This is a genomic window from Pseudomonas sp. NFX98 (assembly GCF_047784845.1).
Taxonomy (GTDB): domain Bacteria; phylum Pseudomonadota; class Gammaproteobacteria; order Pseudomonadales; family Pseudomonadaceae; genus Aquipseudomonas.
This window is the reverse complement of record NZ_JBLNNF010000017.1, coordinates 59,556-75,733: the sequence shown is the minus strand read 5'-3', so window position 1 is coordinate 75,733 and position 16,178 is coordinate 59,556. Positions and strand designations below refer to the sequence as shown.

Here is a 16,178-nt window from a genome sequence, read left to right as displayed (position 1 = left end):
AAGCCCCCAACCCTGTAGGAGCTGAGCTTGCTCGCGATAGCGGTATGCCTGACACACCGCCATCGCGAGCAAGCTCGGCTCCTACAGGGGCCGTCGTCGCCCTTCAGGACGTAGCTATGTCCCTTTATCGTTTGCTTCTCGCCTGTGTTTTTTTCCTGTTGCCAATGGCCACTCACGCTGGCGACGCCGAAGACTTCGTCGCCGCCAATCCCGTGCAGCAAGCCAAGCTGCTGGAAGCCTGGGCCGCGCAGCCCGATCCTGCCCGCGTCGAACTGATCAACGCCCTGCAACAAGGCGAATTGACCGTCGACGGCCAGCCGAAAACCTTGCGCCTGAACAACCGCCTACGGGGTCTGATCGACACCGCCCTGGCCAGTCATCAATTGCTCGCCGCCGACGCCAAACTGCGCCTGGCCGCCGCGCAGCAACTGCAAAAAAGTGCCAAACCGGCACAGCTGAAATTCCTCGACAAACAACTCGCTGGCGAACAGGACGAAAGCGTCCACGCCGCACTGAGCCTGGCCTTGGCCAACCTGCAATTGGTTGACGCCGACCCCGCCGTGCGGTTGGCCGCTGTGCGCCTGCTCGGCGAAACCGGCGACCCGCTGGCCCGCACACGCCTCGAAAGCTTGCTGGAGCCAGGCGTCGAGACCGATGCCAATGTGCGCACCGCCGCCGAAACCAGCCTCGCCCAAGTCAAACGTAAATTGCTGGTCGGCGAACTTCTGGGGCAGGCCTTCAGCGGCATGTCCCTGGGCTCGATCCTGCTGCTCGCCGCCCTCGGTCTGGCGATCACTTTCGGCCTGCTCGGCGTGATCAACATGGCCCACGGCGAGATGCTGATGCTCGGTGCCTACTCGACGTACGTTGTGCAGTTGATGTTCCAGCGCTACGCGCCACAGGCCATCGAGTTCTATCCACTGATTGCGCTGCCGGTGGCATTTTTCGTCACCGCCGCCATCGGCATGGCGCTGGAGCGCACGGTGATTCGCCACCTCTACGGCCGCCCGCTGGAAACCCTGCTCGCCACCTGGGGCATCAGCCTGATGCTGATTCAACTGGTGCGTCTGGTGTTCGGTGCGCAGAACGTCGAAGTGGCAAACCCGGCATGGCTGTCGGGCGGGATTCAGGTGCTGCCGAATCTGGTGCTGCCGTACAACCGCATCGTGATCATCGCCTTCGCCTTGTTTGTCGTGGTGCTGACCTGGTTGCTGCTGAATAAAACGCGCCTGGGCCTGAACGTGCGCGCCGTGACGCAGAACCGCAACATGGCCGCCTGCTGCGGCGTGCCCACCGGACGCGTGGACATGCTCGCCTTCGGCCTCGGCTCGGGCATTGCCGGCCTTGGCGGCGTGGCGCTGAGCCAGATCGGCAACGTCGGCCCGGACCTCGGCCAAAGCTACATCATCGACTCGTTCCTGGTGGTGGTGCTCGGCGGTGTCGGACAACTGGCCGGTAGCGTGTTGGCGGCGTTCGGTCTCGGCATTGCCAACAAGATTCTCGAACCGCAAATCGGTGCCGTACTCGGCAAGATCCTCATCCTCGCGCTGATCATTCTGTTCATCCAGAAACGTCCGCAAGGCCTCTTCGCACTCAAAGGAAGGGTGATCGACTGATGAACCAGCCCCTGCTCGTTACCGCGACCCAAAAAGCCGGCCCCAAAGTCTCGATTGCCGTCGGCGCGGTGATCCTCGTTCTGCTGTTGGCGTTGCCGCTGCTGTCGCTGTTGTCACCGGACAGCGCGTTTCACATCTCGGCCTACACGTTGACCCTGGTCGGCAAAATCCTTTGCTACGCCATCGTCGCCCTGGCGCTGGATCTGGTCTGGGGCTATGCCGGTTTGCTGTCCCTCGGCCACGGTCTGTTCTTCGCCCTCGGCGGCTATGCGATGGGCATGTACCTGATGCGCCAGGCCTCGGGCGACGGTTTGCCGGCCTTCATGACGTTCCTGTCGTGGACCGAACTGCCGTGGTTCTGGACCGGCACCAGCAGCTTTCTCTGGACCCTTTGTCTGGTGGTGTTGGCGCCGGGATTGCTGGCGCTGGTGTTCGGCTTTTTCGCCTTCCGTTCGCGAATCAAGGGCGTGTATTTCTCGATCATGACCCAGGCTTTGACCTTCGCCGGCATGCTGTTGTTTTTCCGCAACGAAACGGGTTTCGGTGGCAACAATGGCTTCACAAATTTCCGCACCATTCTCGGCTTCGGCATCACCGAACCGGGCACCCGCGCGGTGCTGTTTTTCGCCACGGTGATGTTGCTGGTGGCGAGCCTGTACATCGGCTGGCGCCTGGCTCAAAGCAAGTTCGGCCGGGTGCTGACCGCGCTGCGCGATGCGGAAAACCGCCTGATGTTCTGCGGCTACGACCCGCGTGGTTTCAAGTTGTTCGTGTGGGTGTTGAGCGCGGTGTTGTGCGGTCTGGCCGGTGCCTTGTATGTGCCACAAGTCGGCATCATCAACCCGAGTGAAATGTCGCCGACCAACTCGATCGAAGCGGCGGTGTGGGTTGCGCTCGGCGGTCGCGGCACTTTGATCGGCCCGTTGCTCGGCGCCGGTGTGGTCAACGGCATGAAGAGCTGGTTCACCGTGGCGTTCCCCGAATACTGGCTGTTCTTCCTCGGCGCACTGTTCATCGTCGTGACGTTGTATCTGCCCAAAGGCGTGATCGGTTTGCTGAAGAAAAGAGGTGAACAATGAGAGTCACTGCGACGGCTGAATTCATGCTCGAACCGGCGTTCTTTCCCGTGGAGCCCAACAAGGATGCCGGCAGCAGCCGTGACGCTATCGGTCTCGGCCAGCGTGTCGGCCCCGGACTCAACACTCGCCACGGCACCATTCTGACCCTGGAAGACATCAGCGTCAGCTTCGATGGCTTCAAGGCGCTGAACGATTTGAACCTGTACATCGGCGTCGGCGAGTTGCGCTGCATCATCGGCCCCAACGGCGCGGGCAAGACCACGCTGATGGACGTGATCACCGGCAAGACCCGGCCCAGCCATGGCAAAGCGTGGTTCGGTGAAACCCTGGACCTGACGCAGATGAGCGAAGTGCAGATCGCCCAGGCCGGTATCGGCCGCAAGTTCCAGAAGCCGACGGTGTTCGAAGCCTTGAGCGTGTTCGAAAACCTTGAGCTGGCACAAAAAACCGACAAGTCGGTGTGGGCCAGCCTGCGGGCTCGCCTGAATGGAGAACAGAAGGACCGCATCGCCGAAGTGCTCGACACCATTCGCCTGACGGCTTCGGTCAATCGTCCGGCCGGATTGCTGTCCCACGGTCAGAAGCAATTTCTGGAAATTGGCATGTTGCTGATGCAGGACCCGCAACTGCTGCTGCTCGACGAACCGGTCGCAGGCATGACCGACGCCGAAACCGAATTCACCGCCGAGCTGTTCAAGCGCCTGGCCGGCAAACATTCGCTGATGGTGGTGGAACACGACATGGGCTTCGTCGGCTCGATCGCCGACCACGTCACCGTGTTGCATCAGGGGAGTGTGCTGGCCGAAGGGTCGCTGGAACAGGTGCAGGATAACGAGCGGGTGATTGAGGTTTATCTCGGTCGCTGATGTCACCACAGGAATCTGTAGAAGCTTGTAGGAGCTGTCGAGTGAAACGAGGCTGCGATCTTTTTTGCCACTGAAGATCAAGATCAAAAGATCGCAGCCTCGTTTCACTCGACAGCTCCTACAGGAGATTTGAGGGGTATTTGAGAATGCTGCAAGTCGACAAACTGCACCAGTACTACGGCGGTAGCCACATCCTGCGCGGCCTGACGTTTGACGTGAAGGTCGGCGAAGTCACTTGCCTGCTCGGGCGCAACGGCGTGGGCAAGACCACTCTGCTCAAATGCCTGATGGGTTTGTTGCCGGCCAAGGAAGGTGCGGTGAACTGGGAAGGCAAACCGATCACCACGTTCAAGCCGCATCAACGTGTGCATGCCGGAATCGCTTACGTGCCGCAAGGCCGTGAAATCTTCGGTCGCCTGACCGTGGAAGAAAACCTGCTGATGGGCCTGTCACGCTTCCCCGGCAGTGAGGCGAAAGAAGTCCCGGCGTTCATCTACGAGCTGTTCCCGGTGTTGCTGCAAATGAAGCAACGCCGAGGTGGCGACCTGTCCGGCGGCCAGCAACAACAGCTGGCCATCGGACGTGCCCTGGCCAGCCGCCCTCGCCTGCTCATTCTCGATGAGCCGACCGAAGGTATCCAGCCGTCGGTGATCAAGGAGATCGGTGCCGTGATCAAAAAACTCGCGGCCCGTGGCGACATGGCGATCCTGCTGGTGGAGCAGTTCTACGATTTCGCCGCTGAACTGGCCGATCAATACCTGGTGATGTCCCGGGGCGAGATCGTGCAGCAGGGACGTGGCGAAAACATGGAAGCCGAAGGTGTGCGCGGCCTAGTCACGATTTAGAGCACGATCTAATCTGTAGCGACCTAACGATAATTAGAAATCATGAATTTACCTGCCCAAACAATGCTGTTCACCCCGAGCTGGCACGCCGAGCTGGAGCTGGGCTACGCCCGCTTCGGCGACAGCACGCGCCCGGTCCAGCGCCGTCACATTGGCCCCTTGCGCGTGCAAAAGCACCTGTATGCCGAAGGGCCTGAAGTCTGCCAGCACATCATCGTCCACCCGCCGGGCGGGATTGCCGGGGGTGATCGACTGGACATCTCGGCCAGCGTCGGCAGCGACGCCTGGGCACAGATCACCAGCCCCGGCGCGGCCAAGTGGTATCGCGCGGCCGGTCCCGCCTATCAGCGGCTGGACTTGCGAGTGGCGGCCGGTGCGACACTGGAATGGCTGCCGCAGGAGACGATCATTTTCAGTGCGGCGCAGGCTGAACTCAGCACCCACATCGATCTGAAAGGCGATGCCCGTCTGTTCTACTGGGACGTGGTAGCGCTGGGTCGCCCGGCCAGCGGCGAACGCTTCGACCTCGGGCATTTTCAGGCGCAACTGGATATCCGTCGCGACGGCCAGTTGCTCTGGCACGAACGCCAGCGCATTGTCGGGGATGACGGCTTGCTTGATTCGCCGATTGGGCTGGATGGGCAACCGGTGTTTGCGACCTTGTTGGTGACGGGCGAGATCGATAGCGATTTGCTGGAACAGTGCCGCTCGCTGACTCACAACGTGCGCGGGGATCTGACGCAGTTGCCGGGGTTGTTGGTTGCGCGGTGCCTGGCCAGCGAAGCGTTACTTGCCCGAGGCTGGCTGATCGAACTTTGGAAATTATTGCGCCCCGCCCTGCTGGGTCGCGAGGCCGTCCCACCCAGAATATGGAACACCTGAACACATTTCCCTGTAGGAGCTGTCGAGTGAAACGAGGCTGCGATCTTTTTGTGCCGCTGAAGATCAAAATCCAGATCAAAAGATCGCAGCCTCGTTTCACTCGACAGCTCCTACACAGCTCCTACAAGGTGTAACACGCAAGATTTTCATTCTGCCAAAAATGGATTCCAACGATGGACCTGACCCCACGTGAAAAAGACAAGCTGCTGATCTTCACCGCCGGCCTCGTCGCCGAGCGGCGTTTGGCTCGCGGTGTGAAACTCAATTATCCGGAGGCCATGGCTTATATCTCCGCGGCGCTGCTCGAAGGCGCCCGCGATGGCCAGACCGTCGCTGAGTTGATGCACTTCGGCACCACCCTGCTCAGCCGCGAACAAGTGATGGAAGGCATCCCGGAAATGATCCCGGAAATTCAGGTCGAAGCGACTTTCCCCGACGGCACCAAACTGGTCACCGTCCACCAACCGATCGCCTGAGGCCATGCCATGACTTACCAAATACGCGACGCGGTGCATGCCGACCTGCCGGCGATCCGCGACATCTACAACGACGCGGTGCTCAACACCACTGCGATCTGGAACGAACAGGCCGTTGACCTCGGCAACCGTCAGGCCTGGTTCAGCGCCCGACAGTCCCAGGCTTACCCGATTCTGGTGATCGTCGACGCAGACAACACCGTGCTGGGTTACGCCTCGTTTGGCGACTGGCGGCCGTTCGACGGCTTCCGTCACACCGTCGAGCACTCGGTCTACGTGCGCAGCGATCAGCGTGGCAACGGTCTCGGGCCAAAATTGATGGACGTGCTGATCGAGCGCGCCAAGGGCTGCGGCAAACACGTGATGGTCGCTGCCATCGAAAGTGGCAACGCCGCCTCCATCCGTCTCCACGAGCGTATCGGTTTCGTGACCACCGGGCAGATGCCTCAGGTGGGCACCAAGTTCGGTCGCTGGCTGGACCTGACCTTCATGCAACTGACCCTCAATCCTGGCGCGCAACCACCGGCCGCCAACAAGGAGTGATAGCCCATGAACCCCGCCCAACTGCGACGCGTCAACGTTGAAAGCTTTGCGCACTATCGTCAGGGTTTGATCGATTTATTGCTCGATGCCGTCGGCTATGGCGCCAGCGTCGGCTTCATGGCCGACCTCGATGCCACGCAGGCCCGCGCGTATTTCGATGAGGTTCAGGAGAATCTGAACAAGGGCAATGTGTTGCTGTGGGTGGTGGTCAAGGACGAACAGGTGCAAGCCAGCGTGCAACTGGGACTGTGCCAGAAAGCCAATGGTTTGAACCGCGCCGAGGTGCAGAAACTGTTGGTGCGCGAGCACGCTCGGCGTCGTGGTTTGGGCCAACAATTGATGACCGCGTTGGAACAGGCCGCGCTGCAATACAAACGCGGCATGCTCTACCTCGACACTGAAGCCGGCTCGCCCGCCGAAGACTTCTACAAGGCTCTGGGTTACACCCGCGCCGGTGAAATTCCCGACTACGCCTGCGATCCGAGCGGCCTCTACAAGCCGACCGCCCTCTATTACAAAGTTCTGCAAGGAGCCCATTGATGATTCCCGGTGAATACCAGATCCAGCCCGGCGACATCGAACTCAACTTCGGTCGCCGCACGATCAGCATGACCGTGGCCAACAGCGGTGACCGGCCGATCCAGGTCGGCTCGCACTATCACTTTTTCGAAACCAACGACGCCCTGACGTTCGACCGCGCCGCCAGTCGCGGCATGCGCCTGAACATTCCCGCCGGCACCGCCGTGCGCTTCGAACCGGGGCAGAGCCGCGATATCGAGTTGGTGGACCTGGCCGGGCATCGCCGGGTGTTCGGGTTTGCCGGACGGATCATGGGCGATCTCGACTGACAATTGCGGTGTCCCGAAAGATCGCAGCCTCGCTTCGCTCGACAGCTCCTACAGGGACCGGGTGCGCGATTGCTGCGCGAACACCTGTAGGAGCTGTCGAGCGCAGCGAGGCTGCGATAGCGAGTAATGCGAGCGGTCTCCAAATCAATTGAATCTCAAGGCAAGCGCATGAAAATCTCAAGACAAGCCTACGCCGACATGTTCGGCCCCACCGTCGGCGACAAGGTCCGTCTGGCCGACACCGAACTGTGGATCGAAGTGGAAAAAGACTTCACCACCTACGGCGAAGAAGTGAAATTCGGCGGCGGTAAAGTCATCCGTGACGGCCAGGGCCAAAGCCAGTTGTTGGCCGCCGAAGTGGTCGACACCCTGATCACCAATGCGCTGATCATCGACCACTGGGGCATCGTCAAGGCGGACGTCGGCCTCAAGGATGGGCGCATCGCGGCAATCGGCAAGGCCGGCAACCCGGACATCCAGCCCAACGTGACCATCGCCATTGGCGCTGGCACCGAAGTGATCGCCGGTGAAGGCATGATCCTCACGGCCGGCGGCATCGACACTCACATTCACTTCATCTGCCCGCAGCAGATCGAAGAGGCGCTGATGAGCGGCGTGACCACCATGATCGGCGGTGGCACCGGCCCGGCCACCGGCACCAACGCCACCACTTGCACCTCCGGGCCGTGGCATCTGGCGCGCATGCTCCAGGCCGCCGATGCATTTCCGATGAACATCGGCCTCACCGGCAAGGGCAACGCCAGCCTGCCGGAACCGTTGATCGAGCAGGTCAAGGCCGGCGCCATCGGCCTCAAGTTGCATGAAGACTGGGGCACCACCCCGGCGAGTATCGACAACTGCCTGAACGTCGCCGACCAGTACGACGTGCAGGTGGCGATCCACACCGACACGCTCAACGAATCCGGTTTCGTCGAAACCACCCTCGGCGCATTCAAGGGCCGCACCATCCACACCTACCACACCGAAGGTGCCGGTGGCGGTCACGCGCCGGACATCATCAAGGCCTGCGGTTTTGCCAATGTGCTGCCGAGTTCGACCAACCCGACCCGGCCGTTCACCCGCAACACCATCGATGAACACCTCGACATGCTGATGGTCTGCCACCACCTGGACCCGAGCATTGCCGAAGACGTGGCGTTCGCTGAAAGCCGCATCCGCCGCGAGACGATTGCCGCCGAAGACATCCTCCATGACCTCGGCGCATTCTCGATGATCAGCTCCGACAGCCAGGCCATGGGCCGTGTCGGCGAAGTGATCACCCGCACCTGGCAGACCGCCGACAAGATGAAAAAGCAGCGTGGCCCCCTGCCGCTGGACGGTCAAGACAACGACAACTTCCGCGCCAAACGCTACATCGCCAAATACACCATCAACCCGGCGATCACCCATGGCATCAGCCATGAAGTGGGTTCGGTGGAAGTGGGCAAGTGGGCGGATCTGGTGCTCTGGCGCCCGGCGTTTTTTGGCGTAAAACCGACGCTGATCCTCAAGGGCGGCGCCATCGCGGCCAGTCTGATGGGCGACGCCAACGCTTCGATTCCAACTCCACAACCGGTGCACTACCGCCCGATGTTCGCCAGTTACGGCGGCTCGCTGCACGCCACCAGCCTGACCTTTATCAGCCAGGCAGCGCACGAAGCAGGCTTGCCTGAAGCGCTGGGGCTGAAGAAGAAAATCGCCGTGGTCAAAGGGTGCCGCGAGGTGCAGAAAACCGACCTGATCCACAACGATTACCTGCCGAACATCGACGTCGACCCGCAGACTTATCAGGTCAAGGCCGATGGAGTTTTGCTGTGGTGTGAACCGGCGGAAACCCTGCCGATGGCCCAGCGTTACTTCCTGTTCTGAATCGGCGGGTGCGCCACAAACAAAGGCCTCGTACACAGCGTGTCGAGGCCTTTGCTTTTTCCGGGATTACTGAGCAGGTTCAATCCGCAGCCGATCCAGTTTGGCCCGAACCATCGCTTCGCGGGTCAGCGTTTTCAGTTGTTGTGTGATCTGCCGGTCGATGTCATTCAAGGCTTGAACATACGCCTCGTCCGTCATGAGCTGGCCATCCGCGAAATCACTTTCATGTTTGCCCAGCTCACCACACAGCGCCTTGATTTCCGCTTCCACCCGAGCTTTTTCCTCAGCGGTGAATTGCGTCCCTTCGGACCTGCGCTGCAACGCATCCTGCAAATCGGTAGTGGCGTCGATACGACGCTTCAGGCCATTGAGTTCCTCGCGGTAAGTGGACTCCAGCCAGGTTCTCCAGAGCGGTTGTTCGAAGACGCGGTCAGTCAACAGATCACCTTCCTCCAGCGCCTTGATCCGCTGGAACGCCGCCTCGATCATTTCCTTGTCGACCCCGGCGATCTTGCGAAACTGCATGCCCCGCGCCTGCCATGGCAGATCAAGGCGCTTGGCCAGATCGGTCATGTAGGCCAGGTGAACCTCGACCTCATCAATGGTGCCGGCGACATTGCCAAGACCGTCAATGCGACGCAATTGCTCGCCCTTCGCCAAGCGCGCCGCCACTCGCTGACGTGCGATGGCCCCGAGCTCATCAAGCCGCGACTTGCCCAGGGCCAGCTCCAGCAATTGCGCCTCGATCAGGTCTGCGCGTTCCAGGGCGTAAGCCTCATGAATCAGCACCTGCACACCCATGGCGTTGAACAGTTGCGTACCGCCATCCACGCACTGAGTGGTGGATGCCGCTTCGCTGAACAGTTTGACGCGCAACTCACTGTCGCCGGCCATGGCTTCCAGCATGCGCCACACCTTGGCGGTCAGTTCCGTTTGGTAAGTGTCACCGGCCTTGAAATCAGCGGATTGGGTGAGCTGGCGGATTTCATTGAAGAACGACATCGAGTCGAATTCATCCTCGACCGCGTTCCACACAAGTTGCCTGGCCTCCCATTGTTTTTGTGTCATGCCCATCCACCAGTCGGCACTGTCCAGCGCCTCGGGGCGGATACCGACGTTCAGGGTCCATGCCGACCGACTCGATGTAGAACTTGAGGGTGTCGAGATTTTCCTGCGATATCCAGCGCGGCTCCCGACTGATCACCGTGCGCGCCAGCAACTCGGCGCGAAACGAGCCAGGGGCAACTTCGGGTATCCGTCTGATCGGGTTGCGGCTCAGATCAAGATAGATGCTGCGTGGCCGCGACTGCGAAAACAACCCGACCGGCCAGGTGTCCAGCCCGGTGTCATTCAGCAACAGCACCTGCAAATGCGGCATCCGGCTGATATCCGGCACAAGCTTCAACGGATTGCCCCGCAACCCCAACATCTGTAGACGAGTGAGTTTCTTCAATCGGTCCACCGCAAGTACGTCCAGCTCTATGCGGTTGTCGTTGAGGAACAGATCGGTGAGATGTCGCATGTCTTTCAGCACCTGCGGAACAGCTGTCAGCAGATTGTCTTGCAGGTTGAGGTAGCGCACCTGATGGAATGAGTCGAGGAACGGCAAGTGCGCGGAACGCAATTCGCCACCGCGCAGGCTCAGGCTGGTGACGTGGTCAAAGTTGGCTTCCAGCTTGGGAAGGGTTTCCAGCAGTTGGCTCAGCCTGGGAATGTTGTCCAGTTTCAATGCCTGTGGCCGTACGACGCCGGAAGCCTCAATGCCTTCGGGCCCGGTTCGCTGCCAGCATTGCCTGATCATTTTGTAGAGCTGATTTCGTGCACTCCACTCCGCTGTGCCCGCGGCGCTGAAGCGAAACGACTGCGTCGATGAGTACACCCAGCGTTGCATCGCATGGTTCAACTGATTGAACTCGGCTTCCAGCGCGGCAAGCCGCTCATGCACCGAGCCTTCGCCCTGGCTGAATTCCGTCAGCAAATTCTCAACTTCCTCTGGCGTGAACCCCGGATACAACCCGTGCGCCCGTCGCCGCAGGCCAATCCCGCGCTGCACTTGCTGTGCGTAACCCGGCATGCCGCCACGCAGGCGCATGCTGGCCGGGTCGTACGTCGGTTTGAAGTTCGGGTTGTTCCGCAGCATCGGCTCAAACACGGAGCGATCCAGCGGGCGTGCTTTTATCGCTTGCTCAAGCCGCGACGCCTCGTCGATCCCAAAACCCAGTGTTGTTCGTTGCGCGTCGGGCAAGGCGTGTAGCACGGCGGCGTACAAATTGTCTGCGCCGTGCAGGTGTTGATCGCTGTCATCGCGTGCTTCGTATTTGCCATCCTCGCCCCAAATCAGCACTTTGCGGGTCGTCGCGTCGACGGGGCCGAGACTGTCGGTCAATGGTCCCTCGAATGAGTACTCGCGGATTTCCACACGAAGATCCGCAGGCCAGCCCGGCAGAGCGGCCAGCGAATGCAACTCCAGGCGTGCGGTATCGCGATTGTGCAGTCCGTCGAGGTACAGGCCTTCATAAGCCCTTGTCATGCGCAGTTGCTCTGCTGCTTTGCGGGTTTGCTCCGCCAGCCGCAACGGCACGCGTTGTTTTTCGCGCAAATGTTGCACATCCGAAGGATGCGCTTCACTGAGCAGCACTTGCGCCTGACTGGTGGAGATTTCTGCCCCATCCCCCTTGAGCAGATTCACCCATGGATCGTTCGACCGTGTCCGGTTCTTGTACAACAACTCGAACAACTGACTTTTGCGCTGACGCGCCTGCGCCGCCCACTGATCACGCAGCGCTTGGGCACGCTTCAGCCCATCACCGGAGTACCATTCGCCGAGCAGTTCGCGTAGTACAGGTTCATCAAGAAAACTCACTACCCGTTGGGGCAACTGACCCGTTCGCAGTTCAGATCTGGTTATCTGCAAGGTATGGGTCGTTGACGCATCGGCGTAGCCGTCCTTTATCGATGTACCGGTCAGGTCCGGTCCCTCGAACACTTCGATGGCCTTGTCACCAGGCCAGCCGCGTAATTCCGTCATGAGCCGCAGCGAGTAGTCAGCCCACTCGTCATCAATCCGATTGGCCAGAATCTGTTGCGCACAGGCTTCGGCATCGCTGTGGGCCTTGAAGCGATTGAGTGTATCGGCCAACAGTGCGTTTGGGGTTTCATGTTCTACATGCAGCCGACGCAGAGTGTTTTCGTGCACGCCGCTGACGGTCAGAACCTGCTCCAGGGTTTCATCGGAGAATCCATCCGCCGAAGCCCCCAAACGTCTGAGCACTGCGCGTCGATCCCATTCAAGTGGTTGGTCGAGCTCAGTCTTCCAACTACCGGCGCCGTTGTGCTCCAGCAGCGGCTGATAGGCGTCAGCGCGGGTCGGGTGTTGCAAACGATGCTCGCCAGTGTTCGGGTCTTGCCTGACCTCATAGCTTTTGTCATTGAGCCGCAGCAGGTCCTGATCCTGATGTCGGTACAGTCCCTGATCGCTGGCCTTCGCCCCGTCCGGCAAAGCGATCGGCTGTTCATAGGGGCCGAGGTCCGGATTCCACAATCGCGTCTTGCCACCGATTTCCACGGGCTTGAGCCCCTCGACGAACGGCGCGACCTTGATCGGCGCGACACTGGCGCCGGGCAACACATGTGCGGTGCCCATGAGCGCTAATTGCGCGAAATTGATCAGGACTCCGTTGAAATAGGCCGAGGCTTGTTCCTTGTCACCCTTGCTCCAGTCCTCGACGCCTTCGGCCACCTCGGCAAGCATTTGCGCGACCATGATCCCGAGCACGGCTTCACCCAGTCCGGGCACCAGCATTGCGGCAAAATTGAACACGTTCCAGCCGATGGATAGATAACCGGTCAAGCGCTTGAAGCGGGCAGTCGCGTCCTCATCATCGGTCGGCACGGCAATGAGCCTGGCGTCGGCGATGGCCTTGTTGCGACGCTCGCGAAACAGCGTTATCCACAAATCACCATCAACACGATTGGTGACGGGCTCGGCGTCGGGATTCTCCACTGCCGTTTCACGCCACCACGGCCCCATGTCGAGCGGTTCGCGCTCATGCCAGGTGAACGTTGTGAGGCGTTCGTTGACCCGAGTGGAAAACAACGCTTTGTCCTTCTGCGCGACAAAGCGGCCGAAAAAGGCCTGATATTCCGTGTTTCTCAACTGACCAATCAATTCCTTCATGAAGACGGTCAGCGACGGATACTCCTTCAAGGGATGGTCCGGATCGTCCGGCACGTAGGCGATCAGCGGCCCGGACAAACGACTTTGCTGGTAGATATCTTCCCGGCGCAAAAGCTCATCACTCAACCCCTGGGGCCCATTGGCGAAAAAAGCCTGCAACAGTTTGAATCGATCGTAATCCTGCCCGGGCAGTAATGGGATACGCCGGGACCAATCGATCCAGAAGCTCAGCAGCGCCGGCGTCAACGCTTCGATTTCAAGTTTGACTTGCGAAGGTTCGGCGTCCGCACTGAACAGCACGATGCCGGTCAGCCTGCAGCCCATCAGTGACAGGCGATGGCAATGCAACGGCTGGTCGTACAACGTGGGGTTAACCTGGCCCTCGCGCAACTGACCCAGTTTGCCGTAGGCATGATCGCTGATGTCGCCCTTCAACCGGGCGATCAGGGTGGCGACATGAAAAGCTGCCTTTTCACTGGCGATCGAGTCTTGTTGCAAGGTCCGCTGCGCCTGTGCGGTCGCCGGCAGCAGGACACTCTTGATGTGCTGCTGATACTGAGCGCCGATGTCCAGACTTCGGCATAACGAGGCGAACTCCGGCAGCTTGATATTCGGTTCAAGAGCAAGACTGCCACGCCCATCCTTGCAGTAGATGCCAGAGCTGTTTCGCCACGCGTCTTCGGCAGTTTCGGCCTCTTCGAAATTGTGCAGCGCCGCTTCGAGCAGTGTGGAATGCCTGACGCGACTGGCCCCGGTATCAATGCCGAAGATGATCCTGCTCGGCACTTCCAGTTGCACGGTGAGCTCATGGATGTTCTCGACCGTAGCGAATTTCGACTGCATTGACGCACTGAGCAGCGGTTCGGCGAAAGCCTTGATGTCGTGCTGCAAGTCGCCCAGCGTCGTGTCCAGCACGCCTTGCAGGCGCCAGCGTTCGTCAAACAGTTCCTTGAGGAATTGACGGTCGATTTCCCGCGCACCGCTGTACCAATCGGGCACCTGAGGCTTGAGCGCCTGAAGGGCTTTCAGTCTCGGCAACGACGCATTCTTTATGGCGCCCGGAATCGCATCGAACACGCGACGGTAGTGCACGCCGTTATTTTCGCTGGCCGGGTTTCCAGGCATTTTCTGTGAATTGCTTCCATGCAAATCAGACACGTTTGAGTCACCTTGATGACAAGAAAGGAGTCACCAGCTTATTCACCCTCGCCCGAAACAAAAGTCCAAATAACTGTTGGAGCGACCCGCTGAAACGGCTCGGACCGTTCGAAAATCAGCGAGTCGGCGATACATAAGTACCGCCACAGAGGCCTCGGTTCGTGCCTGTGCATGAGCGGTCGTGTTTTTCCCGCCAAAGGGACTACTATTCGATTCGCCGCCCCCGTTTCATGCTCAGGTAACCGCCATGCGTCTTTCCGAGTTCATCGTCAAAAACGTTGACCGCATCGTCGATGAGTGGGAGCTGTTCGCCAAAACCATCACCCCTGCCGCCGACACCATGGATGGCCCGGCGTTGCGCGACCATGCGCGCTCGATTCTGCTGGCCGCAGCGCGGGACATGACCAAACCCCAAAGTCCCGGTGAACAAGCGGCCAAGTCCCGTGGCGAAGGCCCGGAGAAAACCCCGAGCCTGGATGAGGCCGGCGCCAGCCATGGCGAACTGCGCCACACCGTGGGTTTCGATCTGGTGCAGATGACCAGCGAATTCCGCCATCTACGGGCGTGCGTGATTCGCCTGTGGGTCAACAGCCTCGAATCCCCCGACATGGCCTACTTTCAGGACATGATCCGTTTCAATGAGGCCATCGATGAAGCCCTGGCCGAGTCCACGGCCACCTACGCCGAACTGGTCAATCGCTCGCGGGACATTTTCCTGGCCATTCTCGGCCACGACCTGCGCACCCCACTGCAAGCAGTGAGCATGTCCACCGAAATGCTGTTGCGCAAAGCCAACCTCGAAGGCGATGCGTTGAAGTGCGCAACCCACATAAAACGCGGCACCGGTCACATGTCTATGATGGTCAACGACCTGCTGGAGCTGGTGCGCAGTCGTCTGGGCAAGAGCCTGCCGATCGAGCCGGCCCCCATGGATCTGGCCCAGGCAACGCAGGACGCCATCGCCCGGGCCAGCGCCGCCCAGCCCGAATGCGATCCGACCCTGGACATCGTGGGCGACACCCAGGGTGTGTGGGATCCGAGGCGGCTGGACCAGATGCTGCAAAACCTGATCGGCAACGCGCTGCAGCATGGCTCGGACAAACGTGAAGTGACCTTGACGCTCAAGGGCGATGCGACCAGCGTTCAGTTGACCGTGCACAACGACGGGATACCGATCCCTGCCGATGCGATTCCAACGATTTTCGACCCGTTGGTGCGCAGCGCCAGCGAAGAACTCGGCGAACCCACCACCAGCCTTGGGCTGGGGTTGTTTATCGTCAAGGAAGTGGTGGATGCCCATCAGGGGACGATTGAGGTCAGCTCGAATGAGGCTGACGGCACGCTGTTTACCGTGGTGTTACCCAGAAAGGTGTAATTCAGGATTACCGCGTTATCGTTCATCGCCAGCAGGGCTGGCTCCCACAGGGGAACGCAGTCAATTGTGGGAGCCAGCCTGCTGGCGATAGCGCCAGAACAGGCAACATAGAAACAACTAAAGACTATTCAACCACCAACCGCCCCAACCGCTGCTTCAACATCCGGTTCTCCGCCCGCAGTTGCTGCACTTCTTCAAGCAGATCCAGCGCCAGGGCGACGCCTTCCCATTCCAGCTCCAGATCGTGCCGCAGTTTGGCGGCACGCTTGGCCAGGGTCAGTTCGTAATCGGTAAAACGCCAGTCCTTGGGCACGGCACCCTGAGGTTCGAGGATGCCGTGCTCGACGATTTCGATGACGTAGACGTCCGACAAATCGGTCGCCTCACAGAATTCTGCCAGGTCCAATTGAACGATCAGGGGGTTGCTCATGACGGGCTACTCCG

General features: G+C 60.1%; 14 protein-coding genes. 11 read left to right on the top strand and 3 right to left on the bottom strand.

Going from position 1 to position 16,178, the window contains the following annotated elements; translation table 11 throughout:
• Positions 1-116 precede the first annotated feature (116 nt).
• The 10 genes from urtB (at position 117) to ureC (ending at position 9,024) form a co-directional block, all read left to right on the top strand.
• Positions 117-1,616: an urea ABC transporter permease subunit UrtB gene (gene urtB / locus ACM110_RS21900; RefSeq protein ID WP_338584481.1), complete on the top strand. Its 1,500-nt coding sequence runs from the start codon at positions 117-119 to the stop codon at positions 1,614-1,616.
• On the top strand, positions 1,616-2,695 hold the full coding sequence (gene urtC / locus ACM110_RS21895; protein ID WP_338584480.1) for an urea ABC transporter permease subunit UrtC: 1,080 nt from the start codon (positions 1,616-1,618) through the stop codon (positions 2,693-2,695). Before urtB ends, urtC begins: the two co-directional genes overlap by 1 nt.
• Positions 2,692-3,561 (top strand): urea ABC transporter ATP-binding protein UrtD, encoded by an 870-nt coding sequence (gene urtD / locus ACM110_RS21890; RefSeq protein ID WP_416129406.1) that lies wholly within the window; start codon positions 2,692-2,694, stop codon positions 3,559-3,561. Before urtC ends, urtD begins: the two co-directional genes overlap by 4 nt.
• A 146-nt stretch (positions 3,562-3,707) precedes the next feature.
• On the top strand, positions 3,708-4,406 hold the full coding sequence (urtE, locus tag ACM110_RS21885; protein WP_008031204.1) for an urea ABC transporter ATP-binding subunit UrtE: 699 nt from the start codon (positions 3,708-3,710) through the stop codon (positions 4,404-4,406).
• Between the two features lie 42 nt (positions 4,407-4,448).
• On the top strand, positions 4,449-5,288 hold the full coding sequence (locus ACM110_RS21880; protein ID WP_416129405.1) for an urease accessory protein UreD: 840 nt from the start codon (positions 4,449-4,451) through the stop codon (positions 5,286-5,288).
• A 173-nt stretch (positions 5,289-5,461) separates the two neighbouring features.
• The gene (ureA, locus tag ACM110_RS21875; RefSeq protein ID WP_007907366.1) at positions 5,462-5,764 is read left to right on the top strand and encodes an urease subunit gamma; all 303 of its coding nucleotides are present in this window, start codon (positions 5,462-5,464) and stop codon (positions 5,762-5,764) included.
• A 9-nt stretch (positions 5,765-5,773) separates the two neighbouring features.
• Entirely contained in the window at positions 5,774-6,307 is a 534-nt protein-coding gene (locus tag ACM110_RS21870) for a GNAT family N-acetyltransferase (RefSeq protein ID WP_416129404.1), read from the top strand.
• Positions 6,308-6,313: 6 nt separating this feature from the next.
• Positions 6,314-6,847 carry a GNAT family N-acetyltransferase gene (locus ACM110_RS21865; RefSeq protein WP_416129403.1) on the top strand — a complete coding sequence of 178 codons (534 nt, stop codon included), beginning with the start codon at positions 6,314-6,316 and terminating at the stop codon, positions 6,845-6,847.
• Positions 6,847-7,155: an urease subunit beta gene (locus ACM110_RS21860; RefSeq protein ID WP_416129402.1), complete on the top strand. Its 309-nt coding sequence runs from the start codon at positions 6,847-6,849 to the stop codon at positions 7,153-7,155. The genes ACM110_RS21865 and ACM110_RS21860 overlap by 1 nt, the downstream gene beginning before the upstream one ends.
• Before the next feature lie 168 nt (positions 7,156-7,323).
• Entirely contained in the window at positions 7,324-9,024 is a 1,701-nt protein-coding gene (ureC, locus tag ACM110_RS21855) for an urease subunit alpha (RefSeq protein ID WP_416129401.1), read from the top strand.
• Positions 9,025-9,090: 66 nt separating this feature from the next.
• On the opposite strand, the gene ACM110_RS21850 is transcribed toward ureC, so the two are convergent.
• Both ACM110_RS21850 and ACM110_RS21845 read right to left on the bottom strand, forming a co-directional pair.
• Positions 9,091-10,092: an NEL-type E3 ubiquitin ligase domain-containing protein gene (locus tag ACM110_RS21850; protein ID WP_416129400.1), complete on the bottom strand. Its 1,002-nt coding sequence runs from the start codon at positions 10,090-10,092 to the stop codon at positions 9,091-9,093.
• A complete protein-coding gene (locus tag ACM110_RS21845) occupies positions 10,037-14,359 on the bottom strand; it encodes a dermonecrotic toxin domain-containing protein (protein WP_416129399.1) in 4,323 nt (1,440 codons plus the stop codon). The genes ACM110_RS21850 and ACM110_RS21845 overlap by 56 nt, the downstream gene beginning before the upstream one ends.
• 247 nt (positions 14,360-14,606) lie before the next feature.
• Between ACM110_RS21845 and ACM110_RS21840 the strand changes: the two genes are divergently transcribed.
• On the top strand, positions 14,607-15,734 hold the full coding sequence (locus ACM110_RS21840) for a sensor histidine kinase (RefSeq protein WP_416129398.1): 1,128 nt from the start codon (positions 14,607-14,609) through the stop codon (positions 15,732-15,734).
• A gap of 124 nt (positions 15,735-15,858) precedes the next feature.
• Here the strand turns inward: ACM110_RS21840 and ACM110_RS21835 are convergent, their stop codons facing one another.
• Positions 15,859-16,164: a chaperone modulator CbpM gene (locus ACM110_RS21835; RefSeq protein WP_338584471.1), complete on the bottom strand. Its 306-nt coding sequence runs from the start codon at positions 16,162-16,164 to the stop codon at positions 15,859-15,861.
• Positions 16,165-16,178 lie beyond the last annotated feature (14 nt).

Excerpts from the sequence above, each read along its gene's own strand:
- urtB (WP_338584481.1), top strand. The coding sequence starts at position 117 with ATGTCCCTTTATCGTTTGCTTCTCGCCTGTGTTTTTTTCCTGTTGCCA.
- urtC (WP_338584480.1), top strand. The coding sequence starts at position 1,616 with ATGAACCAGCCCCTGCTCGTTACCGCGACCCAAAAAGCCGGCCCCAAA.
- urtD (WP_416129406.1), top strand. The coding sequence starts at position 2,692 with ATGAGAGTCACTGCGACGGCTGAATTCATGCTCGAACCGGCGTTCTTT.
- urtE (WP_008031204.1), top strand. The coding sequence starts at position 3,708 with ATGCTGCAAGTCGACAAACTGCACCAGTACTACGGCGGTAGCCACATC.
- ACM110_RS21880 (WP_416129405.1), top strand. The coding sequence starts at position 4,449 with ATGAATTTACCTGCCCAAACAATGCTGTTCACCCCGAGCTGGCACGCC.
- ureA (WP_007907366.1), top strand. The coding sequence starts at position 5,462 with ATGGACCTGACCCCACGTGAAAAAGACAAGCTGCTGATCTTCACCGCC.
- ACM110_RS21870 (WP_416129404.1), top strand. The coding sequence starts at position 5,774 with ATGACTTACCAAATACGCGACGCGGTGCATGCCGACCTGCCGGCGATC.
- ACM110_RS21865 (WP_416129403.1), top strand. The coding sequence starts at position 6,314 with ATGAACCCCGCCCAACTGCGACGCGTCAACGTTGAAAGCTTTGCGCAC.
- ACM110_RS21860 (WP_416129402.1), top strand. The coding sequence starts at position 6,847 with ATGATTCCCGGTGAATACCAGATCCAGCCCGGCGACATCGAACTCAAC.
- ureC (WP_416129401.1), top strand. The coding sequence starts at position 7,324 with ATGAAAATCTCAAGACAAGCCTACGCCGACATGTTCGGCCCCACCGTC.
- ACM110_RS21850 (WP_416129400.1), bottom strand. The coding sequence starts at position 10,092 with ATGACACAAAAACAATGGGAGGCCAGGCAACTTGTGTGGAACGCGGTC.
- ACM110_RS21840 (WP_416129398.1), top strand. The coding sequence starts at position 14,607 with ATGCGTCTTTCCGAGTTCATCGTCAAAAACGTTGACCGCATCGTCGAT.
- ACM110_RS21835 (WP_338584471.1), bottom strand. The coding sequence starts at position 16,164 with ATGAGCAACCCCCTGATCGTTCAATTGGACCTGGCAGAATTCTGTGAG.